Genomic DNA, 26,124 nt, shown 5'->3' with positions numbered 1-26,124 from the left:
GTCTTTTTTCAAATAAACTGTTCTAATATCTTTTAAAACAGTAAATTTGACGAGTTTTTTAATAAATATACATGAGCGCATCGCACAAAGACCTGCACAGTAAATTAACATTAGGTGGGTTATTAATTTCATTAGGAATAATTTACGGAGACATAGGCACATCGCCTTTATATGTAATGAAAGCCATACTAGGCGATCATATTATAAATGCAGATGTAGTTTTAGGAGGAATATCAGCTGTTTTTTGGACACTTACTTTACAAACTACCATTAAATATGTAATTATCACCTTAAGTGCTGATAATCATGGTGAAGGCGGGATTTTTGCGTTATACGCCTTAGTCAAAAAAACAAAAATAAAATGGCTTATTGTCCCCGCAATTATTGGAGGAAGTGCCTTACTTGCCGATGGAATTATTACGCCTCCCATTTCCGTATCATCCGCTGTCGAAGGGATTAGAACCTTTTATCCCCAAATAAATACGATTCCAATCGTAATAGGTATTTTATTTGTACTATTTACAATTCAGCAATTTGGAACAAAATTAGTTGGTAAATTTTTTGCACCAATGATGTTGATTTGGTTTGGAATGCTTGCTATTCTAGGTTTAATCCAAATTACTAAACATCCAGAAGTTTTTAAAGCAATAAATCCATATTATGCATACCATCTTTTATCGATTCACCCAGATGGTTTTTTTGTACTTGGATTTGTATTTCTCTGTACCACTGGAGCCGAAGCGTTATATTCGGATATGGGGCACTGTGGACGAAAAAACATTAGAATTAGCTGGATTTTTGTAAAAACCGCTTTAGTGCTGAACTATTTTGGACAAGCGGCTTATTTAATTCATCACGAAGGACAAACATTGGAAAGTTTAGGCGGAAAAAATGGTAATCCATTTTACCTCATAATGGCTGATTGGTTTCAACCAATAGGAATTGTAATTGCTACTTTGGCTGCAGTAATAGCCTCTCAAGCACTTATAAGCGGTTCATTTACATTGATAAATGAAGCCATGAGATTAAATTTTTGGCCAAAAGTAAAAATCAAATATCCTACTGAATTAAAAGGACAACTTTACATTCCGTCTATAAACTGGCTATTATTCTTTGGTTGTGTTGGAATCGTATTGCACTTTGAGGAATCTAGTAATATGGAGCATGCTTATGGATTAGCAATCATCTTATGTATGATCATGACTACAATTTTACTTAATTATTATTTGATAATGAAAAGAGTGAAATTATACTTCATTATCCCATTAATCTCTATTTATATTATTATCGAATTTAGTTTCCTTGGTGCAAACATCACAAAATTTGCAGAAGGTGGTTATGTAACGGTTTGTATAGCATTAGTATTAATATCGATAATGACTATTTGGTATTCCGCTAAGAAAATCAATAAAACGTACACCAAAATTGTTAAGATCGATGATTATAAGAAAGTCTTAATGGAATTAAGCGCCGATTTATCTATTCCAAAATACGCAACGCATTTAGTTTATATGACAAATGCCAATCGCACTGATGAGATAGAAGAAAAAGTAATGTATTCTATTCTACAAAAAAGACCCAAAAGAGCTGATATGTATTGGTTTGTTCATGTAAACATATTGAGTGAGCCTTATAAAAAAGAATATAAAGTAACCGAAATTCTTAAAGACGATCTCTATCGTGTTGACTTCAATCTAGGCTTTAGGGAACCTACTAAGATTAACCTGATGTTTAGAGAGGTAATAAGAGACATGGTAAAAAAAGGCGAAGTCGATATTACAAGCAGATACGAATCATTAAACAAAAATAATATTATTGGTGATTTTAAATTTGTTCTATCTGAAAAATTCTTGTCTAATGATAGTGACTTACGTTGGCATGAAAAAATAATAATGAACTCTTATTTCTTGATTAAAAAACTAAGTTTATCTGAAGAAAGCGCTTTTGGTCTTGACAGCAGTTCCGTTAAAATCGAAAAATTTCCAATGGTGCTTCATGCCCCGGAAAAAATTGAATTGATCCGAGTTAAATAAAAAAAATTCCAAATTATATGAATAAAACACTGTCTGAAAGCAGTGTTTTTTTTTGGATCAAAAATATAAAACCAACAATCATTATTAAAAATATAACATTCAATCAATTAATAGTACCTTTGCACCTCAATTATTTAAAATGAGATTACACAGAAATTTAGTTTATACTACCATTGACGCTTTAAATGCCATTTTTAACGAAGGCGAATATGCTGATAAAGTGGTAGCCAGATCCTTAAAAAAAGACAAACGTTGGGGAAGCTCCGATAGAAAATTTGTTGCAGAAACCATCTACGAAGTCGTTCGTTGGAAAAGATTATATGCAGAAATAGCCGAAGTAAAAGAACCTTTTGACAGAGACAATCTTTGGAGAATGTTTTCGGTATGGGCGGTTTTAAGAGGCTACCCTATTCCTGATTGGCGTCAGCTGGAAGGAACTCCTGAGAGAAAAATAAAAGGCCGTTTTGACGAGTTATCGAAAGTTAGAGCTTTGAAAGAATCTATTCCGGATTGGATGGATGAATTAGGAGTTAAAGAATTAGGTGAAAAAGTTTGGGCTACGGAAATCACAGCTCAAAACCAACCAGCAAAAGTTATCCTAAGAGTAAACACCCTTAAGACAACTAGAGAAGCATTACGTGCTATTTTGATGGATTTAAACATCGAAACAGATACATTAAAAAATCAACCTGATGCTTTAGTTTTAAAAGAAAGAGCTAATGTTTTCTTGACTGATGCTTTCAAACAAGGTTTCTTCGAAGTTCAAGATGCCAATTCCCAATTAGTAGCTGCTTTCCTTGATGTAAAACCAGGAATGCGCGTGGTGGATACTTGTGCAGGTGCAGGAGGAAAAACGTTGCACATCGCTTCTTTGATGGAAAATAAAGGACAGCTAATTGCAATGGATTTATATGAAAGTAAATTAAAGCAATTAAAAATCCGTGCAAAAAGAGACGGTGCTTTCAATATTGAATATCGTATTATTGACTCCACGAAAATTATCAAAAAATTACACGAAAAAGCAGATCGCGTATTGATTGATGCGCCTTGTAGCGGTCTGGGAGTACTTAAAAGAAATCCAGATGCTAAATGGAAATTAAAACCTGAATTCATTGACAATATTCGTAAAGTACAATCGGAAGTTTTAGAAAGTTATTCTAAAATTGTAAAACCGGGAGGTAAATTAGTATATGCTACTTGTTCTATATTACCATCTGAAAATCAAGAGCAAATTGCTCGATTTTTGACTACCGATATTGGTAAACAGTTCAACTTTGTAAAAGACCAAAAAATTCTGGCTTCAGAATCTGGTTTTGACGGATTCTATATGGCTTTGTTAGAACGTAAAGAAGCTATAGAAAAACCTGAAAGAACTGAAAAATTAGAGAAAACTGAAAAATCTTAAGGTTTAAAAGCTGGTAAATATCATTCACAAAAAAGTCCTCGAAAATCGAGGACTTTTTTTATGGGATTATTTTTTTTAGTTCAACCTTATTCTAACCTTAAACTAAAAAACTTTAAACTAATTTATTAATCATTCATAGAAATTAAAAACTCTTCATTATTTTTTGTTTTCTTGAAACGATCGTTAATAAAATCCATTGCTTCCACCGGATTCATATCTGAAAGATATTTTCTCATAATCCACATGCGTTGTAATGTTTTTTGATCTAATAATAAATCATCACGTCTTGTGCTAGAAGAAGTCAAATCGATAGCTGGGAAGATACGTTTGTTTGCAATTTTTCTATCCAATTGCAGTTCCATATTTCCAGTACCTTTAAATTCTTCAAAAATCACTTCATCCATTTTGGATCCTGTTTCGGTTAAAGCGGTTGCAATAATACTTAACGAACCTCCATTCTCAACATTACGAGCAGCACCAAAGAAACGTTTTGGTTTTTGTAATGCATTAGCATCTACACCTCCACTTAATACTTTTCCTGACGCAGGCTGTACTGTATTGTACGCTCTTGCTAAACGAGTAATAGAATCCAAAAGAATCACTACATCATGACCACATTCTACCAGACGTTTTGCTTTTTCGAGAACAATATTCGCAATTTTCACATGCTCCTGAGGTTCTCTGTCAAAAGTGGAAGCAATTACTTCCCCACGTACACTGCGTTGCATATCAGTAACCTCTTCCGGACGCTCGTCTATCAACAAAACTATTAAATAGACTTCAGGATGGTTAGCTGCAATTGCATTTGCAATATCTTTAAGCAACATGGTTTTACCTGTTTTAGGCTGAGCCACAATCATACCACGTTGTCCTTTTCCTATTGGAGAAAACAAATCAATAATTCGGGTTGATATCGTGCTTTCCTTCTCGGCCAATTTGAATTTTTCCGATGGAAAAACAGGAGTTAAATGTTCGAATGAAACTCTATCGCGAACTACCTGTGGATCATGACCATTTATTTTCAAAACGCGAACCAAAGGGAAAAATTTCTCTCCTTCTTTTGGGGGACGAACCACTCCTTTTACGGTATCTCCGGTTTTAAGTCCGAACAATCTAATTTGTGAGGTTGATAAATAAATATCATCCGGCGACGCCAAATAATTATAATCGGAAGAACGCAAGAAGCCATAACCATCAGGCATCATTTCCAGAACGCCTTCACTTTCAATAATTCCATCAAATTCAAAATCAGAAGCTGCAAAATTACTTTTCTTACTTTTAAAGTTTGGGTTTTGATTTCCGTTTTGGTTTCCGTTTTGGTTTGGATTTACGGCTTGATTTTGCTTATGTAATTGATTTGGATTTATCTTTTTTACCGGTGCAGAAACTTCCATATTTTCTTCTGTCCCTAATTCTGTTGCACCTTCACTTTCTTTAGGAGCAACTTCCTTTACTTCTTCTTTATCCTTTTTTAAGGCAATTTTCTTTTCGTAGGCTGATTTACTAAATTTAACAATCTTACCTACTTTATTTTCACTTTCAACAGGTTCTTTAGTTTCTGAGCTTTCCGCGGTATTTAGAGAGGGTTCCGCAGTAATTAATTGATCCGGAGAACTGATTCCTATTTGATTTTCTTCAACTTGCAAAATAGAATTTACTGGAGTCTTTTGAATCGCCACTTTTTTAGCAGGAACAATTCGTGCTCTTTTTGGTTTATCATCTTCACCAGTTTCTTCTTGTTTTCTATCAACAACAGAAACAACATTGCTTTCCTTATTTTTGTCCAATGTTGCATCAACATTAGTAGTCTGATGTTCTAAAATCTGACTAATTAAGGTCTCTTTTTTTACACCGTTAAACTTTATGGTTTTAGCTGATTTAGCTATTTCTTGAAGCTCAGATAGCTTCATTTCTTTTAATGCAGAAATATCAAACATGAATATTCTATGAGTTTAATTAATTTGGAAAAATCTAAAGATAGGTAGTGAACTTTTTTATTTTGAATCAACCGCAGTATGAAGTGCTTACGGTATTGTTATGCAATAATACGAATAAAATTTAATCATACAATAGTATTTATTAAAAAGAAAAATATATTTTTGTAAAACAAATTCAAACCATGATACAAAGAATTCAGACTATATATTTATTTCTTGCTTTAATAGTTACTCTAGTGTTACCCTTCATTTTTCCACTTTGGACAATGAAAGACGGTTCTGATTATTATTTTATGCAAAACCAATTTTATGTTATCCTTTTAGGTTTAAGCACTACGCTTTCCTTATTAAGTATTGTTTCCTATAAAAAAAGACAAAATCAATTTGTTATTGGCAGGTTGAATATCATATTAAATTTGATTTTATTAGGATTGTTTGTATATCGTTCACTAAATCTATCTGGAGAAACTCAAGTGGTTTCTGAGAAAGGTATTGGGATGTTTCTACCTATCTTGGCTATCGTGTTATTAGTCTTGGCTAATAAAGCCATCAAGAAGGATGAGGATCTTGTAAAATCTGTGGACAGATTGAGGTAAACCTATAAACTTAGTTTATTAGTGCGAAGGAAACCCGAATGTAACAGTTCGGGTTTTTTTGTACAATACATTAAAATTTTATATTTTAAAAATAATAAAAATCTTATTAAATGGTATCTTTATGGTTTTTTCATAACTTTGGCTAAAGTTTACAATATATGACAACTAAAATTAGAATTCACTTGGCCGATGATCATCAAATTCTTATTGATGGTATTAGTTCATTACTACAAACCATTCCAGATTTTGAAGTGGTGGGATTCTCTTTAAATGGCAGTAACCTTTTTGATGAAGTCACTCAAAACAAAACCGATATCCTCATGCTAGATATCAATATGCCCGAAAAAGACGGCATTGCAGTCATTAAAGAATTTGCCGAAAAAGGGTTTCCTTGTAAGGTAATAATTCTCTCCAGTTATGATGATTTAAAATTGATAAAAGAAATCATGAAATTGGGTGCCAGTGGCTATTTGACTAAACAATGTGCCGGAGAAAATATAGTCGAAGCAATTGAAGCGGTTTATAGAGGTGAAGAATATTTTTGCGAAGCGGTAAGAGAAAAAATATTTAATAATGTAACAAAAGACAATCCAAAATTAAACAAGATAGATTCTGCTCTTAATTCTATATTGACTGGACGAGAAATTGAAATCATTACTTTAATTTCTTTAGAATATAGCGGTAAAGAAATCAGTGAACAATTATACATCAGTATAAATACCGTCGAAACCCATCGCAAGAATATCATGAAAAAACTGGACCTGAAAAATAGTATCGGCCTGGTTAAATATGCCATTAAAAACAATTTAGTCAAATCATAAATTATTTACTTTCTAATAAATCATTTATGCCCCAAACCCGAATCATTTTATTACTGCTGTTTGTTCTGAATCTATTAAATGCTGGTATTCTTGCGAAAGAAATAGCCCCATCTAAGAATGAAATAACAGCATTGGCAAAAGAGGCGAACCAATACATGAAAGAGGATCAATTTGAAAAATCCTTAGTCAAATCCAGAATTGCCTTGCAGTACGCGATAGCAATTAAAGATGACAATCTCATCGCCACTATTTACAACACTATTGGGGCAAATTTTGATGAAATGACCGAAGTCGACAAAGCTTTTTTCTACTATAATAAAGGCTTGTTGTACGCGAATAAAACTAACAATTACCAATTAAAAAACTGGCTTTATAATAATTTAGGGAACATCTATTGCTTTGATAAAAAACAATACGAGAAAGGAATTTTCTTCTATAAAAAATCGCTAGAATACAGTGAAAAGATAAAAGACATCAGTCAAACTGTTTTTACAAAACTCAATATTACTTGGGCCTATTTTGATACTGGCCGTTTTGACGACGGGTACCCCTATTTACAATTCATAAATAAATTCCATAAAAAATACGGCGACGAAAGTACTATAGTCGCATTAAACATGCTCAACGGGATGTATTATAATCATAAAATGGATATTGAAAAAGCGGATCTTTTTTTTCAAAATGCCATAAGATTAGGAAAATTAGGAAATGAAAAATCAGATTTATCTTTTTCACATTTGGAGTACTCCAAATTTTTATTAAAAAATGGTAAGTATCAAAAAGCCTATCAAAACCTTGCCGATTACAATTCAATAACCGCTGAGCTTAACAATGAAGAAAAGCTCAAGAAAATTAACGTAGCTGGCATCAATCTCGAATTAGACGCCTACAAAAGAGAGATTGACAATATTGAAACCAAATACGAGACAAACCAGCAATTATTGATTGAAAAGCAATATAAAAACAAACAAATAAGCGTCATCATCATAGCATCATTACTATTAATCATCATTCTTTTTTACTTTTTCTTTCAAAATACAAGACTAAAACAAAATTCAAAACTCAAAGACCTACAAAGTCAAATTCAGGAAAATATCATCAATGCCTCTATTAACGGACAAGAAATGGAGCGAAAAAAAATCGCTTCTTTTTTACATGATAACATAAGTGCTTTGCTTTCCTCAGCGGGATTGCATTTGACAGTTTTTACCTCTCAAAATCAATCTCCTCCTCAAGAAATAGTTAAAACTAAAACCATCTTAAAAGAAGCCCACGACAAAGTCCGTGATTTGTCTCATGAACTTATGCCATCGCTTTTAGCGCGATTTGGTTTGTTTTATGCTTTGGAAGATCTATGCGAAAAAAATTCAAATTCGCTACTTCATTTTACCTATTCAAGTGTCGTATCCACTATAACTCGATACGATGAAGATTTTGAAATGAAAATTTATTTTATCGTAACGGAGCTTTTGAATAATATAATTAAACACAGTCAAGCCGGTAAAGCAAATGTGACCATTCAAGAATATAATGAATCACTCCAAATTCATATTACTGATAATGGAAAAGGCTTTGACACTGATAAATTTGGGTTTCTCGACGGTTTCGGACTCAATCAAATTCACGCCAGAATAAACAATCTAAAAGGAACCATCGCAATTAATTCTAAGGTTGATTCTGGTACCTCAATTTCCATCGCGGTACCTATTGCGTATCAAAAATAATTACGCCTTTTTTTCGATTTCAATAATCTCCAAGTCTTTGATTTTATCGCCATCAATCACAAAACGCAGCATGGTACGCACCTGGTGAAAACCACTTTTTCCAGCGGCTCCGGGATTCATATGCAAGAGATTGTGTTTTTTATCAAACATAACTTTAAGAATATGCGAATGTCCACAAATAAATAACTTTGGGGGATTTGCAGCCATCTCCGCTTTAATACTAGGGTTGTATTTGCCCGGATAACCGCCGATATGAGTAATCCAAACATCCACTCCTTCGCACATAAAACGGTTGTGCAACGGAAATTCCAATCGCGCTTTGGCATCATCAATATTCCCATAAACACAACGCAGCGGTTTCAGTTTTTTAATCGTGTCCGTTACGGTCAAATCTCCAATATCTCCAGCATGCCAAACTTCATCAGCTTGAGCCACATATTTTAAAATCGTATCGTCAATATGACTGTGCGTATCGGAAAGCAGAAGGATTTTTTTCAAAGTAATTTTTTTAGGAGCTATTTCCTGCTATTCGTTACAATCTTTTCTGTTTTAAAGGAAAAACAGAAAAGGATTTTCACTGCTATCAGGGCTAGAATTTTGTGGTAAAATTAAACATTCGAATTCCAAATAAAAAATCAAATTGAAACTAAACAAACTTTGCGCCTTAGCGACTTCGTGGCAAAAAAATTTATAAGTATCTTTGTATCTCCAAAAAAATTGCCTTGAGATATTTTATAAAATTAGCATACAACGGAACTCATTATCACGGCTGGCAATACCAACCTAATGCTTCGTCAGTGCAGGAAACGATGAACAAAGCCGTTTCCACTTTATTGAATTCCGAAATCAATCTTATAGGAGCCGGACGAACGGATACGGGAGTTCATGCGAAGGAAATGTACGCACATTTTGATTTTGAAACCCCTTTTGACATTCCGAATCTGGTACACAAACTCAATTCCTACTTGCCAAAAGACATTACTGTTTATGATATTATACCCGTTCACGATGAAGCGCACACTCGATTTGACGCTGTAAAAAGAACGTACGAATACCACATCAACACTTTTAAAGATCCTTTTTCGCAAGAACAAAGTTGGTATTTTCATCAGCCACTAGATGTGGATTTGATGAATGAAGCTGCTGAATTATTGTTTAACTATACTGATTTTCAATGTTTCTCCAAAGTAAATACTGACGTAAACACCTTTGATTGCACGATTTTTGAAGCCAATTGGACTCGAGGCACAGCCGAACAGGGCGTAGACAAACAAGAAAACGGAAAGCTGATTTTCACCATTTCGGCCAATCGTTTTTTAAGAAATATGGTTCGCGCCATTGTGGGTACTTTGATAAATATAGGTTTACACAAGATTACATTAGCCGATTTTAATGCTATCATAAAAAGCAAAAACAGAGACAAAGCTGGTTTTTCGGTTCCGGCGCATGGTTTGTATTTAACCGAAATAGAATACGATTACATTTAAATAATTACGAATTAAAAATTACGAATTATGTATCTAAGATTCAAATCGTAATTTCAAATTCGTAATTCGTAAATTACAAAACATGAAAGCAAAAGCATTTGATACCCGATTATTCAAACGAATATTACAATATACCAAACCGTACCAATGGCGTTTTAATGGCGTGATTATTTTTGCCATATCGCTTTCGGTATTTGCGGCCTTGCGTCCGTATTTATTAAAGCAAACCGTTGATGGGTACATAAAAACCCAAGATCAGCACGGATTACTATTGTATGTAATCTTGATGGGAATCGTACTTTTGATGGAAGTATTCTCGCAATTTTTCTTTGTTTACTGGGCAAACTGGCTTGGGCAAGACATTGTTAAGGACATTAGAACTAAATTATTTCGTCACATTTTAAGTTTTAGAATGAAATATTTTGATTTGGTTCCTGTGGGGCAATTGGTTACTCGTTCGGTTTCGGATATTGAATCAATCGCGCGAATTTTCAGCCAAGGATTGTTTATGATTATCAGTGACCTGATGAAAATGCTCGTGGTTCTTATTTTTATGTTTTACATGAACTGGACGCTGACCTGGATTGTGATTGTTGCCATGCCAATTCTGGTTTTCATCACCCGAATATTCCAAAAAAAAATGCAAGTGGCTTTTGAGGAAGTGCGTACGCAAATTGCTAACATGAACTCCTTTGTTCAGGAACGAGTGACGGGAATGAAAATCGTTCAGCTTTTTAATAGAGAAGATATTGAGTTTGAAAAATTCAGAGAAATCAACGACAAACACAACAAAGCCTGGATAAAAACCATTCTTTATAACTCCATCTTCTTTCCCATTGCTGATATTATTTCGTCCTTAACCTTAGGTTTTATAGTACTTTATGGCGGAATGAAGATATTAAACGGAGATCATTTTACCACTTTTGGAGATTTGTTTTCCTACACGATGTTTATAGGAATGTTATTTAATCCGTTACGCCAAATTGCGGATAAATTCAATGAGATGCAACTAGGAATGATTGCCGCTAATCGTGTTTTTGACATTCTCGATACCCAAGATCAAATTCAGGATACAGGAACTATTGAAGCGCCACTTTTTCAAGGCAACATTAGATTTGAAAACGTTCGTTTTGGTTATATTCCTGAGGAAGATGTGATAAAAGGAATTAATCTTGAAGTAAATGCAGGACAAACTATCGCGATTGTGGGTTCGACAGGTGCCGGTAAATCAACTATTATAAACTTGTTAAACCGTTTTTATGAAATCAACAGCGGTTCTATTTATATTGACAATCACAACATTGAAAATTATACCTTAAGTTCTTTACGCAACCAAATTGCAGTGGTTTTGCAGGATGTTTTCCTTTTTGCCGATACGATTTTCAATAATATCACCTTAAATAATCCTGCTATTTCTCGCGAACAGGTTTTGGCTGCTGCCAAAAAAATTGGTGTGCATAATTTTATAATGAGTTTACCCGATGATTACAACTTTGATGTAAAAGAACGCGGTGTTATGCTCTCGTCAGGACAGCGTCAACTAATTGCTTTTTTAAGAGCGTATGTGAGTAATCCTAGCATTCTTATTCTGGACGAAGCAACTTCTTCAATAGATACGTATTCTGAGGAATTGATTCAACGTGCCACCGAGACCATTACCAAAGGAAGAACCTCGATTGTCATTGCGCATCGTCTCGCAACTATTGTCAATGCTGATAAAATTGTGGTCATGGACAAAGGTTTGATAGTCGAGCAAGGAACGCATCAGGAATTAATTAACCGCGAAAATGGGTATTACAAGAACTTGTATGATTCCCAATTTTCGGTAGCGAATTAGTTTTTCAACAAAGAGGTGAAGAGATAAAGAGTAAAATCCGTGAAAATCCGCAGAATCAGTGTAAACCGCATGCCATAAATTTTACTAAAACGTTTTTAGGCTCTACGGTTTTGGGTCCAATTAAAAATTTGTGAATTCGTGGCTAAAAAAATCCTAAATCTGGATTTACACAACAACATTTTGTTTCAATTAAAGGTCTTTTTCTGAAAATCTGTTAGTTTCTTACTTTATTACTTCGAAACTTTCTCAAAACAGAATAAATCCTTAAATTCGCCATCACAATTAATTAAGAAAAACGCACGAAAATGAAATGAGTTTTTACGAATTCCATTTTTAACAATAATAAATAAATACTTAAAAAATGACACGAGCGTTAGCGACTGCATTTCACCAATAAAAAACAAATAAAAAACTTTGAAATGAAATACGATATTATAGTTTTAGGAAGTGGTCCTGGAGGATATGTTACCGCCATTAGAGCATCGCAATTAGGCTTTAAAGTAGCCATAATTGAGAAAGAAAACTTAGGTGGAGTTTGTCTAAACTGGGGTTGTATCCCAACAAAAGCATTACTAAAATCAGCTCAGGTTTTTGATTATCTAAAACACGCTTCTGATTATGGATTGACTGTTTCTGAATTTGATAAAGATTTTTCAGCAGTTGTTAATCGCAGTAGAAATGTTGCAGACGGAATGAGCAAAGGGGTTCAATTCCTGATGAAAAAAAATAAAATCGACGTAATCGATGGTTTTGGAAAACTAAAACCAGGAAAAAAAGTGGATGTTACTGATAAAGATTCAAAAGTTACGGAGTACGACGCAGATCATATCATTATTGCTACTGGAGCGCGTGCTCGTGAGTTGCCTAATTTGCCACAAGACGGTGTAAAAGTAATAGAATATCGTAAAGCAATGACTTTGGCAACACAACCAAAATCGATGATTGTCGTAGGTTCTGGAGCAATTGGAGTTGAATTTGCACATTTCTATAACACAATGGGAACTGATGTTACCATCGTTGAATTCATGCCAAATGTAGTTCCTGTTGAAGACGAAGACATTTCGAAACAAATGGAACGCTCGTTGAAAAAAGCGGGAATCAAAATCATGACCAGCTCATCAGTAGAAAGGATTGACACGACTGGTGATGGCGTAAAAGCATTTGTAAAAACGGCCAAAGGAGAAGTAGTTCTGGAAGCTGATATTTTGCTTTCTGCTGTTGGAATCAAAACTAACATTGAAAACATAGGTCTTGAAGAAGTTGGAATTGCTACTGACAAAGATAAAATTTTGGTGAACGATTTCAGCCAAACCAATATTCCGGGATATTACGCCATTGGTGATGTAACGCCAGGACAAGCATTAGCTCACGTAGCTTCTGCCGAAGGAATCAATTGTGTGGAAAAAATTGCAGGTCTTCACGTAGAACCTATCGATTACGGAAACGTACCGGGTTGTACCTATGCAACTCCTGAAATTGCTTCTGTTGGTTTAACTGAAAAACAAGCTAAAGAAAAAGGATACGAATTAAAAATTGGTAAATTCCCATTCTCAGCTTCTGGAAAAGCGAAAGCTGCCGGAACGCCTGATGGTTTTGTAAAAGTAATTTTTGACGCTAAATATGGCGAATGGTTGGGTTGCCACATGATTGGTGCTGGCGTTACTGATATGATTGCGGAAGCAGTTGTAGCGCGTAAACTTGAAACTACAGGACACGAAATCCTAAAATCAATTCACCCACACCCTACAATGAGTGAAGCTGTTATGGAAGCTGTGGCTGATGCTTACGGTGAAGTAATCCATTTATAAATACAACAACGGTAGAGACGCACTGCAGTGCGTCTTTACGAAATAATCTAAAATCCGATTTGTGAAAGCAAGTCGGATTTTTTTATGGGGCTCTCATTACACACCTATAATCAATTAATTATGAAACTTTTCTAAATAATTTCGTAACAAAAAAAAATCATCAAATCCCGTACTTTGAATAGATCAAAATAGTTAAAAAACAGATGGAGTTCATTTACTTTTTATTACTATTCAAAATGTAGTGTTATGAAAAATATTTATCTAAATACCGGAACAATAAATGAAGTTTTTAATGGACTTGAAACTTCTTTTAAAGGTGTATTAAATTCGAACGACAATGAATTTAAATTAGCCTTAGATTCAGATTTAATTAAGGGAAATATTGATGGAGTTACCTTTATAAATGGCATCACTTCCATTCAGGTTAGCATTACATTTTCTTATGATACGCTGCTAAGTATTGAACCATTAAGTAAATCGTCTGTTTTATTTGCCTACTGCACTGAGGGATCTATCAAACATAGTTTTGGTATATCTGGACACAAATCAATCCTTAGAAAACACCATTCAGCAGTAGTGACCAGTAGCCGAAGTATAAATACTATTTTACATTTCAAAAAAAATATACCTGTTAAACTTTCTCTTATAAAAGTGGAAACTGAAGAAAGAGCACACACTAACAGCTCCCTAATTTCACAATTGAAAAAGACATTTTTAAAGAAAGAACCAAATTATAGCTATCAAGGTCTGCAAAATCTAAAAATTGCAGCAAAATTCAATCAACTGAATTCTATTATTGAACACGGCATGATTGGCCATACAATGAAAAAAGAAATTTTAGAATCTATATTAGCCCTCGAAATCGAAGATAATACCGATAATTTGATTAAAATGTCCCGAGCAATCAAACAGTCGGCTCTAAACCAAATTAACGAACTAAAAAAGATACCCAATTCTATTAAAAAATATGCTATCGATGCAATTTACAGTAAAGTAGCGCCTTCCAGAAAAACAGAATCTTTATCAACTAACTTATAGAAGTGATTGTTTTAACCGCAATTTCACTAATGCTGCCGATACTTTAAGATTTCAATAATAAGCATTATTTATTTTCAACATTATTAAAGAAAAAAAATAAAGCAGGATTTATCTACTAAAGATGGTGTAATTTTTTTTCCTCCCCAAAAAGTGGAAGAAACATCAAACAAAAACCACAACAAAATCTAATTCTGTTGTGGTTTTTAGATTTAAAAAATTGGGATTACTACCAAGGAATAGGATTGTAATCTTTCAAGAATTTTCCGCACCAATGTTTCCCTGTATTAATACCGTCAAACAAAGGATCCATCACTCGTGCAGCACCATCAACAATATCTAACGGCGGTTGGAAATCCTCTAATTCCTGTTTCTTTTTGGCTAATTCTGCCGGATCTTCGTCAGTAACCCAACCCGTATCAACGGCGTTCATAAAAATTCCGTCTTTGGCCAAAGTTCCAGAGGAAGTATGCGTTAACATATTCAAAGCGGCTTTTGCCATATTGGTATGTGGATGGCGATCTTCTTTAAAGAAACGATGAAACTTTCCTTCCATCGCCGAAACATTAATGATGTGTTTTTGTCCAGTATTGTCTTTCTTCATCACTTCCGAAAGTCGGTTACATAATACAAATGGAGCCACAGAATTTACGAGTTGTACTTCTATCATTTCGGTCGTTTCAATTTGTCCCAAACGCAAACGCCAACTGTTTGTTTTTCTTAAATCTACTTGCTGTAAATCGGCATCGAGCTCTCCCTCCGGAAAAACTTCATTTGCCACGAGCGTATTATCAAAACTATACGGAATCTGAGATAATTTGGCGGAAGCCCGTAAACCAATTCCTGGCTCCGGTCCATGCCAAGTCACCGGCATATTTTGATTGGAGGAAACACCCAAAGTCAATACTTTTAATTCCTGCAAACAATCCGTGTGATCCAGTAATAAATCCTGTGCATATTTGGGTAAAGAGGCAATTGGACGTTCTTCGTTCTCTATTAAATGTGTATAAAATCCAGCTGGACGTCTTACGGTTTGTGCTGCATTATTGATCAAAATATCCAGACGCTCGTATTTTTGTTCAATAAAATTGCAAAAGATTTCCACACTCGGAATATGTCGTAAATCCAATCCGTGAATTTTTAAACGATGTCCCCAATCCATAAAATCCTCTTCTTTCGAAAAACGCAATGCCGAGTCGACCGGAAAACGAGTAGTCGCAATGACAGTTGCTCCACCTCGCAAAAGCATTAAAGTAATATGATATCCAATTTTCAAACGAGAACCTGTAATAACCGCAACCTGTCCCGTTACATCTGCGGTTTGAAAGCGTTTGGCATAATTAAAATCACCACAATCGGTACACATAGTATCGTAAAAGTGATGCATTTTAGTAAATGCCGTTTTACAGACATAACAATTTCTTGGCGTTTCCAGTTCCAATTGTTCTTTGTGAGCAAGAACATTATGAGCCAGTAATTTTGGCGCAACAAACACACTCGCTTCGCGGGCATGACGTATTCCGGTTTCTTTACGGGCGGTTTTGTCTTGTTTTTCTTTTTTACGCTTTGCGACTAATCTTCCGTCCTTTTTTCTACGCGAAAGCTCGTCGCGGTCAGGTCTGGAAAACATTCCTGCTGCTTTGATCAAGGCTGTTCTCTGCTCTTTCTCAATATCAAATATTTGATCTGTATCATCAACCAATTGCGCCAATATAGCGATGCATCGGTCAATTTCTTCTGAAGTAATTGCGCTTTTATTTTCTATTTCTTCCATCACCATCTTAAAAAAACATATATCAATCTTGGCGGAAATACCAAGGCCGCAAATATAGTTCTAAAATCTTGGTTGTGATTTCTTTTTTTTAATAGTCTGCAAAGTGATTGTAGTATGATTTTTGAGCCTTGATTGGTATTTTTCTGTCTTCGTTTTTGCACAGCAATAAATTGGCACAAAGTAAAATAAATAGGAGATAATTTAAACTCAAATGCAATTATCATTGCCACTTGCTTGTCTTAAATTTTTAGATTTTTGACATTCTTTTTTATGATACTCCTCTTACTTTACCGTTATTTCATAAAAACTTAACAGTTCCCCACATTAATTATCACTTTACCCTATAAATTTAAAAATCATAAAGATAACAATCAATAATTAACATTTTATCAGTGAATTTTAGATATAATTCTAAGATTTGTTTAGTACCAACAAATAAAAGCTCCTTTTAATTACCGGATCATAAAATGGTTTCATTTGTTGAATTAATTGCTTTTTGATACCTTTGTAAAGTAAAAAAAACACGGCTACTGTTTCCCAAATCAACTTAGCCACAGGAAGTTGGAAGTAATCTACGAAAATTTTATGTAAATCTAAAAAGCAACAAAATGAGAAGAATCGTTTTTACTTTAATTTTGATTGGAACACTACTATTGAGTTTTACAATTTCTTCAAAAAATTTGGGGAAAAAAACTTCTGAAACTTCTGAATTAAATGATTTAGCGGAGAAAAAACTTTTACAACACGTAGCACGTTTAAAGGAATTAGTAAGCAAAAATCCTAATTATAATAATGAAATTGCTTTTTTTATCGATATGGAAATCATGTCTGGAAAAAACAGATTTTTTGTATATGATTTAAAAAATGATAAAATAATTGATCAGGGTCTAGTAACTCAAGGTTTTGGTTCCAGAATTGATCCAGCAGGGAAATTAAAATTTAGCAATGAAAATAATTCCCTTTGCACTTCATTGGGAAAATACGCTATTGGTAATAGTTACAATGGCCAATACGGCAAAGCGTATAAGTTATATGGATTAGACTCTACTAATAACAATGCCTTATCACGAAATATTGTGCTACATAAAAACATAAAAGTACCTTATGAAGAACAAGATAAGCCTATAGGTTATAGTTTTGGTTGTCCAATGATAAATGACATCTATTATTCCCGAATTGAAAAACGAATTGACGATTCAAAAAGAAATATTGTTTTAGACATTTACTATTAATCTCCTGATAGGAATTTTGGCTTTAAGTCAAATGATTAAGGACAGTAGATTTTGTGTCGTGGCAGATTCGACTATTATTTATTGAGAAGCCTCTTAATTCTCACAATCAACTCATTAGGACTAAATGGTTTGGTTATAAAATCATCTGCGCCCAGATCGAAAGCTTTTAAAACCGTTTTTTCTAAACCTACGGCAGACAAAATAATTATTGGGATGTCTAGTTTAGACTCCATTTTTACTTTATTAACAATATCAAGACCAGTCGCAAATGGCATCTCAATGTCTGAAATGATTAGATCCGGGTTTTCAGAAAATATTTTATCCAAAGCCTCTTTTCCATCAATGCATGAAATCACTTCATACCCTTCACGGGTCAGCTTAAACTCCATAGTTTTAAGCATCATTTCATCATCTTCGGCAATTAGAATTTTCATTTTTTTAACTATTTAAATGCAAAAAATAAATCTCTGCAAATGGTTGTATTGTATTTATAAAATTGGGAGAAGATACTTTTCAAAAATAGTCTTTTTATCTAAATAATGAGTATAAATAAGACTTGATATTCATTAATTATTAAGTTCTTTTTTCAAAAAGTGACATCACAATCGTATCAAAAAAGTTCCTATTTTGCAGTACTATTATACATATCTTCTAACTCTAAGTAAGCTTTCAGACAAATTTCATTGAATCTTACAACTTCCTTTTTTCTCATCTCCCCAAAAGGATTTGTTCTAATCTCATTTTCAATAATCTCAATACTTTTAGATGCAGTATCAATTCCTACTAAACTAATGGAAGATTTCAATTTGTGAACTTCTGCTTTTAAAGTTTTTATATCATCTGTTTCATTGGCCTTTACTATTATATCTAACGACAATGGGAGATTTTGCATAAACAAATCTATCATCGCTCTAATAAAAGTTGCGTCTCCTTCAGTAAATTCATTTAAATAAGTGAGATCTATCAGTGATTGATTAGGCTCATCTAGTTTTAATGAGTTCGTAAAAATATTGCTGTTAGTATCCATTAAATTCTGGTGTATTTTTTTAAGTAATTCATTGAAATCAAAAGGCTTAGAGAGGTAATCATTCATCCCGCTATCTAAGCATCGTTTTTTCTCGACTAATGTGGCGTGTGCTGTTAACGCTATAATTGGCGTTTTTGACTTAGATCCAAAGTTGGACCGAATGTACTTTGTAAGTTCAATACCATCCATTTCTGGCATTTGAATGTCCATCAGGATTATATCGTACTTGTTTTTTTCAATTTTATCTATCGCAATTTTTCCATTATCGGCGATATCAATCGTTTTATCAAATTTTTCAAATACCATAATTGCTAAAAGTTGGTTCAGTTCATTATCCTCAACCAAAAGAATATTTATGTTTTGCAGGAAATCAGGAGATAATTTCTCCTTTTTCAGTTTTACCGTTTTAACAATTCCATTTTGCGCCTTTTTAAATTGAATTAAAAATGAAAATTTGCTTCCTTTTTCAATTTCACTTTCTACCATTATTGATCCCCCTTGCAATTCAATAAGTCTGCGAGTAATGGTAAGTCCCAAACCAGTTCCTCCATATTTTCTTGTCGTTTCATTTGAAGCTTGATTAAAACTTTCAAAAATAGAATCGATCTTATCTTCTGGAATTCCTAAACCAGTATCAATTATTGCAAATTGTAAAAAAGTTTCCGTTTCTGTTTCTTTCACTTGGGAAACAATTAGTTCGACATACCCCTTGTCCGTAAATTTCACGGCATTCCCAATTAGATTAATTAAAATTTGAGATAATCGTGTTGGATCTCCAGTCAAAAAATCATTTATTTCAGTGTCAATCTCAAAAATAAGTTTTATTTTTTTTCCTATTGCAATTGGTGAAAGCAATTCGATTACAGATTTTATATTTTTTGACAAAGAAAAATCTACTGCTTCAAATGTCATTTTATCTGCTTCTATTTTAGAGAAGTCAAGAATGTCATTGATAACAACCATTAAATTTTTACCAGCCCTTTTTATGGCATTTACGCTTTGTTTCTGTTCAGTATCTAAATTAGTTCCTTCCAAAATTTTAGCAAATCCAATAATTCCATTCATCGGAGTCCTAATTTCATGACTCATATTAGTCAGAAACTGCTCTTTCACACGAGTCGATTGCTCCGCTAAATCTTTGGCTTTTATTAATTCTCTTTCAATTTCTTTTTGGTCACTTACATCTTGAATAGTCCCTAAAATTTTGAGTGGTTCATTAAGTTCTCCATTCAGGCATTTTATATATTCATTGATATATCTAATTGTACCGTTTTTACTAATTAAACTATGGGTAAATTGCACTTCGGAATTGTTTTCCTTTACATAATCCAGATTTTTTTCAAAGAGTGCAACGTCATCTGCATTAATCAATCGCGATTTCAATAGAGCCATTGACGGCGCCTTATCTTTGTCAATTTCAAAAATAGTATAGAATTGGTCCGAAATAAAAACCTCTCCATCAGTGAGATTAATTTCCCAACTTCCTATTTTAGCTAATTGCTGTGCTTCAAAAAGCCTGTTTGCATTTATTTTTAACTCTAATTCCGTCTTTTTACGAAGAATAAGACTTTCATGAAGCTTGAGTGCATTTCTAATACTTTGCGAAACACCATCGGGGGTCAATAAAGTTTTTGGAATATAATCTGAGGCACCTCCTAAAATAGCCTGGCTCGCAATTTTTTCATCACCTTGAGAAGTCACAAAAATAACTGGGGTTTCTATACCCAAATCTCTGAGTTTTTTTAGAAAAGAAATACCATCACTGTCGGGCATCATATAATCCAGAAAAATTAAGTCATAATTAAATGATTTAATTTTTTCAATACCTTCTTTAGCTGAGAAAGCACTTTCCACATTAGCTATTATTCCAGAGTGAGATATAGAACGAATTATAGTGACCGTATCGACTTTATCATCATCAATTACCAGTATATTTAAAGTAACAGCCATATTTTTTATTTATTTTTCGCCTGAAAATTCGATAATTTGCCAGTATTCATTCAAAGTGGAGAAGAAATCAAAAATTTCTCCATTTCCAAACGGTTTCTGCATATATCCAGCAATATTCAAGTTTAGAGCAGCAATTTTATTTTCATCGTTATTTATGTTGCTTATCACAAATATCAAAATTGATTTTAATTCAAAATCAAGTCTAATTTTATTTATTAAATCAATTCCATTAATACCTTCAGCATTAATATCAATCAACATAATTTTTGGAAGAGGTAATAACTTAAAGTCGCCTGTAAGCATTGACCATGCTTCGATGTCGCTTTCGGCAAAATGCAAAGTAGATTGTATACCAATATCAGAAAAAGCCCTAACAGCATTTTCAAAATAAGTTTTACAATTATCTACTAACAAAATGTTTGAGTTGATCATAGATTTTAATTATTAAAAAAATTACATCTCACACAATGACCAAAAATTCTTTAACGTAGCAACTGATGTAATGAATTTTTCGAAAGATAATGGTTTCAAAATATACCCGGCAACATTCAGATTGTAAGCATTAATCTTGTCACTATCCTCATTGGAAGTAGTCATAACAAATACGGATATATTTTTAAGATTTTCATCTTCTCTTAAGACTTTTAGGAATTCAATACCATTCATTTTTGGCATATTAATATCCAAAATAATGATTCTTGGTAAAGGAACAATACCTGAACGCAACATATCTAGCGCTTCAACTCCATTGCCGGCAACATAAAGTTCATTCTTGATATTGTTTTTGGTAAATGCTCTTTTTACATTCATTACGTCAACCTCATCATCTTCTACTAATAGAATATTCACTAATTTTTGTAACATAATTTTAATTTTTTAAGTTTATTTTTTTTGGCCAATTAATTTGAAAAATTGACCCGTTATTTTCGGCTGGTATGTATCGAATTGATCCACCCACCATTTCTATTATTTTACTGCTAATTGTTAATCCCGCACCCGTCGAATCTATAACATCTTTTGAATTAACGGTATAGAAAATGGAAAAAATTCTCTCTTTTAATTCTGCGGATATTCCAGGACCATCATCACTAATTTTTAATTCGTAATCAAGTTCTTTCTCAGTAACATCCACAAATACGTTTTTTATTTCTTTATCGTGAAACCGAACCGCATTATCGAGTAAATTAAAAATAACTTTATTCAATTTTTTTCCCAAGGTAACACAGTTTTCACTTAACAAATTATAATTCACATGAAATGTAACATTTAGTTTATTATCCAAAGAGGCAATACATCCCTCCACGATTTTGGGAATATTCACTTCATAAAACTCCATTTCAGTACGATTGACTCTGGAGAGTTCCAGCAAAGCGTTCAACATATTTTCTAGACGTCCTACCCTATTCTTTAATAAAGTAAAATTGTTTAAAACATCAATATTTATATCGGCACCTAAATCATCTTCAATCCATTTTGCAATGTTACTAATCGCTCTCATGGGTGTTTTTATATCATGCGAAACAATGTAAACAAAATCTTCATATTCTTTTTTAAGAGCTGATAACTCTTCTTGACAATTTTTCTCTGCTTCTGCCATTTAGATTGATTTAGGAATTGTAAAAATAAAACTCGCCCCTTTATTTTCTTTTGATTCTATGCGAATGCTTCCTCCTGCTTCTTCTATTATCTTTTGAACGATTGATAATCCGATACCGGTACTTTCTTTTTTATCCCGTGCTTCAATGGTTTGAAAAACTTTGAATACTTTTTTATGGTATTCCTCCTCAATTCCAGGTCCATTATCTTTTATGGTAAATTGATGAAAATTAGGCAAAGATTCATATAAACATTCTATTTTTCCAATTGGTTTATCATTATACTTTACTGCATTACTGATCAGATTACTGAATATCTGTTGGAACAATATTCTTGCAATTTTAATTTCTGGAATGTTATCCGCAATGTAAATTTCAAATCCTTCTGTTGGAACAATTGAATCAACAATCTGATTTAACATTTTAGTCAAGTCAGTTGTTTCCTTTTCTATTTTTGTCCGACCAATGCGCGAATAGTCCAATACCCCATTAATTAAATTCTCCATACGCAAGATTCTACCGCGTAATAATCCAAAGTTAGCATTTACCGCTTCAGGCATCTCGGGCATATCTTCAACAATCCATTCCGAAAGATTATTTATGGCTCTTAGTGGGGCTTTAAGATCATGAGAAATGATATAGGCAAACTGATCTAGTTCTTTATTCTTTTTTTCAAGCGTAGTTAAGGCCAGATTTAAATTCTCCTTGGCTAACTTTTGATCCGTAATATCAGAACTTATGGCTATATATTGATACGGTTTTCCTTCATTATCCAAAAATGGGACAATTGTAGAATTCACCCAATAATAAGAACCGTCTTTTGCTCTGTTTTTAATATCTCCCTTCCAAACTTTTCCGTTGGCAATGGTTTTCCAGATATTTTTTATGAATTTATTTAATTGATATTCCGGGTTGTTAACATAATGATATTGCCCAATAAGTTCTTCTTTTGAATACTGCGAAATTGAGCAAAACTTATCGTTTACAAAAGTGATTACTCCTTTTTGATTTGTAATTGTCACAATTGTGGATTCATCTAATGCGGATCTGACATCATTTATCTCTTTTGCTTTTTCAGCAATTTTTTGTTCTGCAAGTGCTTTTTCAGTAATATCTAAAATAGAACCCTGTAATCCAATTATCTCTCCTTTTTCATTTTTAAAGGGCTGTCCTATTTCTTGAATGTATTTAATTCTATTATCTCGAAATAAAATTCTGTAATCCGTTTTATAATCTTCTCCTGTTTTTATAACATTTTCATCAAATTCATCCAGTTTTGCTAAATCTTCTGGATGTATTCTACTGCGATATGTCATATATAACTGATCTGCGGGCACACCATCTAATTCAAAAATCGTATAATGTCCTTTAGACAACATAAGATCTTTGGTGATTAAATTAAATTTCCAACTTCCAATTTTAGCAATACTTTGAGATTCATCTAATAACTTATTGCTATTTACTAAATTTTGTTCTGCTAGCATTTTTTCAGTAATATCCTGAGTACTTCCTTGGGCACCTATTACAGCTCCAAATTCATTTTTAATAATCTGACCTAAAGTTAAAATGTATTTTACTCTGTCATTCGAAAATTCAATATTGTTAAGAAATTCAAAATCCTGCCCCGTAGTAACGCTTTTTTCTATCTTTTTATCTAATTCAACTAAGGCTTCTGGGCGAAGAATTTTTCGATAGGCATCGTATAACTTATTTGCCGGTAATTCTTCAAATTCGAAAATTTTATAATTCCCTTTTGACCAAATCAAATCCTTTGTGAATAAATCAAATTTCCAGCTCCCCGTTTTGGCGATACTTTGCGATTCATCAAATAATTTGTTGCTGTTTATTAAATTTAATTCTGCTTCTTTTTCTTTAGTAATATCCTTGGATATCCCTAAATAACCAGCAATTTCACCCTGATTGTCCTTAATTGCAGTAACTGATAAAACTACAGGAATCAAACTGCCGTCTTTTCTCACGTAAGTCCATTCATTTGAGTCAGCAACTCCTAATGTTCTTGCTTTCAGAACAAATGTGTCATAACCCGGAACTAGATTTTCTCCAAATTCTTTTGTTAAATCTTCTGTTCGTTTAACTATTTCATCCCATAAGTGAAAAATAGATGGACTAGTCTTTCCTACCACTTCTTCAAATTGATATCCAAGTAATTTCTCAGCTCCTCTATTGAATTGCTTAATCGTTCCGTCAAGATCTGAAGATATTATTGAAAAGTCAGTAGAATTAAGAATTGCCGATAATTCGCCACTTGTTTTAACCAGTTCCTCTTTTTGCTGATATTCTACAGTCATGTCCCTGGCAATACAATATAAATTTCCAGAAACTGGATCTGGAGAGGTATTCCAGCTTAACACTATATATTCGCCATTTTTACAACGGTACCGATTTTCAAAACTGATTGTTTTGTGTCCTTTCGAAAGTTTTTCTACTTCTTTAAACGTTTTTTCTAAATCATCCGGATAAATAAAATTAGCAAATGGCGTCCCTTCTAATTCTTCTTTAGAATACCCCAAAACAGTGGTAAAGGACGGATTTACTTTAAGGAATGTTCCATCTACATTAGCGATACAAACTAAATCTTTTGAGAGTTCAATGAAATTCTGAAATTCCTGCTGGGAAGTCTTAAGATCAATATTTTTCTTGCGCAAATCCAACAGTAAAACCACTTGATTAGCCAATAATGTTAAAGCATTTTTTTGCTCATCAGTAAGAATTCTGGGTACTGTATCAATGACACAAAGCGAACCTAAATTAAACCCATTGACATCCTGAAGCGGTGCTCCGGCATAAAATTGAATTTTTGGACCTCCTGTCACTAAAGGATTGTTAGCAAACAGTTCGTTTTCTGATGCGTTATTAATTTCATAAACCTCCTCTCCCATTATGGCATATTGGCAAAAAGAAATATCCCTTGGAGTTTCTGCAATCCCTAAACCAACACTTGATTTAAACCATTGTCTTTCGCCGTCAAGTAATGAAACTAATGCTATGGGAGTTCCGCAAATGTAAGAAGCCAATTGAGTAATGGAATCATACTCCTTTTCAGGTAAAGAGTCCATAATTGAATAACTTTCAAGGGCTTGAAGCCTATCATATTCATTTCGTGGCGATTTTGGGTTTTTCATTTATAGAGGTTTATTCTTTTTTAGATGTTTCCAAAGCTATTCGACATTCCTATTTCTTACTTATTTTCAAAGCAATAGCTATTCATGAACTAAGTGGGCACATGCACAAAAATAAAATTAATTTTGTATAATAAGCACTTTTCTACAATTATTATACCTACAAGATGAATTTCTTTTTTCCTACCAATTTTAAGGTATTTTACACTGTTTCTTAAAAATTCAAATAGAATTTCAACCCCTTTTATTCTTCGATTTTGTCTTAAAAATTATACTTCAAAATTAAACCTGAAAAAGCTGTAGTCGCTTTGTAAATATTGTCAATTGATGGACACATCCCCAAAATAAAAACTTTAATCTATCGATTTATTTAAATAATTATTTATGCCAAAAAATAAAGAAATTGGAATCTGGATTTTTTTTCATTTCTGAAAAAGGCCAAAAAATCGACAATCGAACATAAAAATCCGATGACTGTCAAAAATTTAAAAAAAAATCACAACATACTGTTTAACAATTATTTAAATAAAAATTAATTCTAAAAAATATCGTTTTTTTTACCTGTAAAAACATTATTTGACTAAATTTACAATATCAGATTCACCAAAAAGAGAAAACCTACCACGTTCTCATTTTAATCCTCAAATCGACCTTTTATTTTAAAATTATTTATAGACAACTCGCTTTTTAGTTTTCAAAACTAAAAAAACAGTTAGTCCTAAA

General features: G+C 33.1%; 19 protein-coding genes. 10 read left to right on the top strand and 9 right to left on the bottom strand.

The window, feature by feature from the left end; genetic code table 11:
* Positions 1-71: 71 nt before the first annotated feature.
* Both IWX84_RS02400 and IWX84_RS02395 read left to right on the top strand, forming a co-directional pair.
* Positions 72-2,033: a KUP/HAK/KT family potassium transporter gene (locus IWX84_RS02400; RefSeq protein WP_196849164.1), complete on the top strand. Its 1,962-nt coding sequence runs from the start codon at positions 72-74 to the stop codon at positions 2,031-2,033.
* Positions 2,034-2,172: 139 nt separating this feature from the next.
* Complete coding sequence (locus IWX84_RS02395; RefSeq protein WP_196849163.1) at positions 2,173-3,438, top strand: RsmB/NOP family class I SAM-dependent RNA methyltransferase; 1,266 nt, start codon at positions 2,173-2,175, stop codon at positions 3,436-3,438.
* A 125-nt stretch (positions 3,439-3,563) separates the two neighbouring features.
* Here the strand turns inward: IWX84_RS02395 and rho are convergent, their stop codons facing one another.
* Positions 3,564-5,375 carry a transcription termination factor Rho gene (rho, locus tag IWX84_RS02390; RefSeq protein ID WP_196849162.1) on the bottom strand — a complete coding sequence of 604 codons (1,812 nt, stop codon included), beginning with the start codon at positions 5,373-5,375 and terminating at the stop codon, positions 3,564-3,566.
* Between the two features lie 182 nt (positions 5,376-5,557).
* On the opposite strand from rho, the gene IWX84_RS02385 reads away from it, so the two are divergent.
* The 3 genes from IWX84_RS02385 to IWX84_RS02375 all read left to right on the top strand — a co-directional run bounded on the left by IWX84_RS02385 (position 5,558) and on the right by IWX84_RS02375 (position 8,516).
* Positions 5,558-5,971, top strand: coding sequence for a DUF4293 family protein (locus tag IWX84_RS02385; protein WP_196849161.1), 414 nt, complete (start codon positions 5,558-5,560; stop codon positions 5,969-5,971).
* Positions 5,972-6,129: 158 nt separating this feature from the next.
* A complete protein-coding gene (locus IWX84_RS02380) occupies positions 6,130-6,792 on the top strand; it encodes a response regulator (RefSeq protein WP_196849160.1) in 663 nt (220 codons plus the stop codon).
* 26 nt (positions 6,793-6,818) lie between these two features.
* A complete protein-coding gene (locus IWX84_RS02375) occupies positions 6,819-8,516 on the top strand; it encodes an ATP-binding protein (RefSeq protein ID WP_196849159.1) in 1,698 nt (565 codons plus the stop codon).
* Here IWX84_RS02375 and IWX84_RS02370 read toward each other — a convergent pair whose 3' ends face one another.
* Positions 8,517-9,014 carry a metallophosphoesterase family protein gene (locus tag IWX84_RS02370; protein WP_196849158.1) on the bottom strand — a complete coding sequence of 166 codons (498 nt, stop codon included), beginning with the start codon at positions 9,012-9,014 and terminating at the stop codon, positions 8,517-8,519.
* Between the two features lie 224 nt (positions 9,015-9,238).
* On the opposite strand from IWX84_RS02370, the gene truA reads away from it, so the two are divergent.
* The 4 genes from truA (at position 9,239) to IWX84_RS02350 (ending at position 14,686) form a co-directional block, all read left to right on the top strand.
* On the top strand, positions 9,239-10,003 hold the full coding sequence (gene truA / locus IWX84_RS02365) for a tRNA pseudouridine(38-40) synthase TruA (RefSeq protein WP_196849157.1): 765 nt from the start codon (positions 9,239-9,241) through the stop codon (positions 10,001-10,003).
* 82 nt (positions 10,004-10,085) lie between these two features.
* Positions 10,086-11,840 (top strand): ABC transporter ATP-binding protein, encoded by a 1,755-nt coding sequence (locus tag IWX84_RS02360; RefSeq protein WP_196849156.1) that lies wholly within the window; start codon positions 10,086-10,088, stop codon positions 11,838-11,840.
* Positions 11,841-12,259: 419 nt separating this feature from the next.
* Positions 12,260-13,648, top strand: a complete 1,389-nt coding sequence (gene lpdA / locus IWX84_RS02355) for a dihydrolipoyl dehydrogenase (protein ID WP_196849155.1) — start codon at positions 12,260-12,262, stop codon at positions 13,646-13,648.
* A gap of 246 nt (positions 13,649-13,894) precedes the next feature.
* Positions 13,895-14,686, top strand: coding sequence for a hypothetical protein (locus IWX84_RS02350; RefSeq protein ID WP_196849154.1), 792 nt, complete (start codon positions 13,895-13,897; stop codon positions 14,684-14,686).
* A 226-nt stretch (positions 14,687-14,912) separates the two neighbouring features.
* Here the strand turns inward: IWX84_RS02350 and IWX84_RS02345 are convergent, their stop codons facing one another.
* Positions 14,913-16,463, bottom strand: coding sequence for an SDR family NAD(P)-dependent oxidoreductase (locus IWX84_RS02345; protein ID WP_196849153.1), 1,551 nt, complete (start codon positions 16,461-16,463; stop codon positions 14,913-14,915).
* Positions 16,464-17,065: 602 nt separating this feature from the next.
* Here IWX84_RS02345 and IWX84_RS02340 point away from each other — a divergent pair.
* Positions 17,066-17,689, top strand: coding sequence for a murein L,D-transpeptidase catalytic domain-containing protein (locus IWX84_RS02340; protein ID WP_196849152.1), 624 nt, complete (start codon positions 17,066-17,068; stop codon positions 17,687-17,689).
* A 74-nt stretch (positions 17,690-17,763) separates the two neighbouring features.
* On the opposite strand, the gene IWX84_RS02335 is transcribed toward IWX84_RS02340, so the two are convergent.
* From IWX84_RS02335 to IWX84_RS02310, 6 genes are all read right to left on the bottom strand, one after another.
* Positions 17,764-18,123, bottom strand: coding sequence for a response regulator transcription factor (locus IWX84_RS02335; RefSeq protein ID WP_196849151.1), 360 nt, complete (start codon positions 18,121-18,123; stop codon positions 17,764-17,766).
* A 188-nt stretch (positions 18,124-18,311) separates the two neighbouring features.
* Complete coding sequence (locus IWX84_RS02330; protein ID WP_196849150.1) at positions 18,312-20,666, bottom strand: response regulator; 2,355 nt, start codon at positions 20,664-20,666, stop codon at positions 18,312-18,314.
* 9 nt (positions 20,667-20,675) lie between these two features.
* Entirely contained in the window at positions 20,676-21,098 is a 423-nt protein-coding gene (locus tag IWX84_RS02325; RefSeq protein ID WP_196849149.1) for a response regulator, read from the bottom strand.
* A gap of 21 nt (positions 21,099-21,119) precedes the next feature.
* Positions 21,120-21,530, bottom strand: coding sequence for a response regulator (locus IWX84_RS02320; RefSeq protein ID WP_196849148.1), 411 nt, complete (start codon positions 21,528-21,530; stop codon positions 21,120-21,122).
* Positions 21,531-21,534: 4 nt separating this feature from the next.
* Complete coding sequence (locus IWX84_RS02315; protein ID WP_196849147.1) at positions 21,535-22,263, bottom strand: sensor histidine kinase; 729 nt, start codon at positions 22,261-22,263, stop codon at positions 21,535-21,537.
* Positions 22,264-25,404 (bottom strand): PAS domain S-box protein, encoded by a 3,141-nt coding sequence (locus IWX84_RS02310; RefSeq protein WP_196849146.1) that lies wholly within the window; start codon positions 25,402-25,404, stop codon positions 22,264-22,266. It lies immediately after the preceding gene.
* Between the last annotated feature and the right edge of the window lie 720 nt (positions 25,405-26,124).

Origin of the sequence: Flavobacterium sp. CG_9.10, from assembly GCF_015752245.1 — a bacterium.
Taxonomy (GTDB): Bacteria; Bacteroidota; Bacteroidia; order Flavobacteriales; family Flavobacteriaceae; genus Flavobacterium.
The sequence above is the reverse complement of the archived record's forward strand: the minus strand, read 5'-3'. Positions and strand labels throughout refer to the sequence as shown.

What these genes read in the sequence shown, in the direction of transcription:
- IWX84_RS02395 (WP_196849163.1), top strand. Translation starts at nt 2,173, where the DNA reads ATGAGATTACACAGAAATTTAGTTTATACTACCATTGACGCTTTAAAT.
- IWX84_RS02400 (WP_196849164.1), top strand. Translation starts at nt 72, where the DNA reads ATGAGCGCATCGCACAAAGACCTGCACAGTAAATTAACATTAGGTGGG.
- IWX84_RS02330 (WP_196849150.1), bottom strand. Translation starts at nt 20,666, where the DNA reads ATGGCTGTTACTTTAAATATACTGGTAATTGATGATGATAAAGTCGAT.
- IWX84_RS02325 (WP_196849149.1), bottom strand. Translation starts at nt 21,098, where the DNA reads ATGATCAACTCAAACATTTTGTTAGTAGATAATTGTAAAACTTATTTT.
- IWX84_RS02340 (WP_196849152.1), top strand. Translation starts at nt 17,066, where the DNA reads ATGAGAAGAATCGTTTTTACTTTAATTTTGATTGGAACACTACTATTG.
- IWX84_RS02385 (WP_196849161.1), top strand. Translation starts at nt 5,558, where the DNA reads ATGATACAAAGAATTCAGACTATATATTTATTTCTTGCTTTAATAGTT.
- IWX84_RS02320 (WP_196849148.1), bottom strand. Translation starts at nt 21,530, where the DNA reads ATGTTACAAAAATTAGTGAATATTCTATTAGTAGAAGATGATGAGGTT.
- IWX84_RS02315 (WP_196849147.1), bottom strand. Translation starts at nt 22,263, where the DNA reads ATGGCAGAAGCAGAGAAAAATTGTCAAGAAGAGTTATCAGCTCTTAAA.
- IWX84_RS02380 (WP_196849160.1), top strand. Translation starts at nt 6,130, where the DNA reads ATGACAACTAAAATTAGAATTCACTTGGCCGATGATCATCAAATTCTT.
- IWX84_RS02350 (WP_196849154.1), top strand. Translation starts at nt 13,895, where the DNA reads ATGAAAAATATTTATCTAAATACCGGAACAATAAATGAAGTTTTTAAT.
- rho (WP_196849162.1), bottom strand. Translation starts at nt 5,375, where the DNA reads ATGTTTGATATTTCTGCATTAAAAGAAATGAAGCTATCTGAGCTTCAA.
- lpdA (WP_196849155.1), top strand. Translation starts at nt 12,260, where the DNA reads ATGAAATACGATATTATAGTTTTAGGAAGTGGTCCTGGAGGATATGTT.
- IWX84_RS02375 (WP_196849159.1), top strand. Translation starts at nt 6,819, where the DNA reads ATGCCCCAAACCCGAATCATTTTATTACTGCTGTTTGTTCTGAATCTA.
- IWX84_RS02335 (WP_196849151.1), bottom strand. Translation starts at nt 18,123, where the DNA reads ATGAAAATTCTAATTGCCGAAGATGATGAAATGATGCTTAAAACTATG.
- IWX84_RS02360 (WP_196849156.1), top strand. Translation starts at nt 10,086, where the DNA reads ATGAAAGCAAAAGCATTTGATACCCGATTATTCAAACGAATATTACAA.
- IWX84_RS02310 (WP_196849146.1), bottom strand. Translation starts at nt 25,404, where the DNA reads ATGAAAAACCCAAAATCGCCACGAAATGAATATGATAGGCTTCAAGCC.
- IWX84_RS02345 (WP_196849153.1), bottom strand. Translation starts at nt 16,463, where the DNA reads ATGGTGATGGAAGAAATAGAAAATAAAAGCGCAATTACTTCAGAAGAA.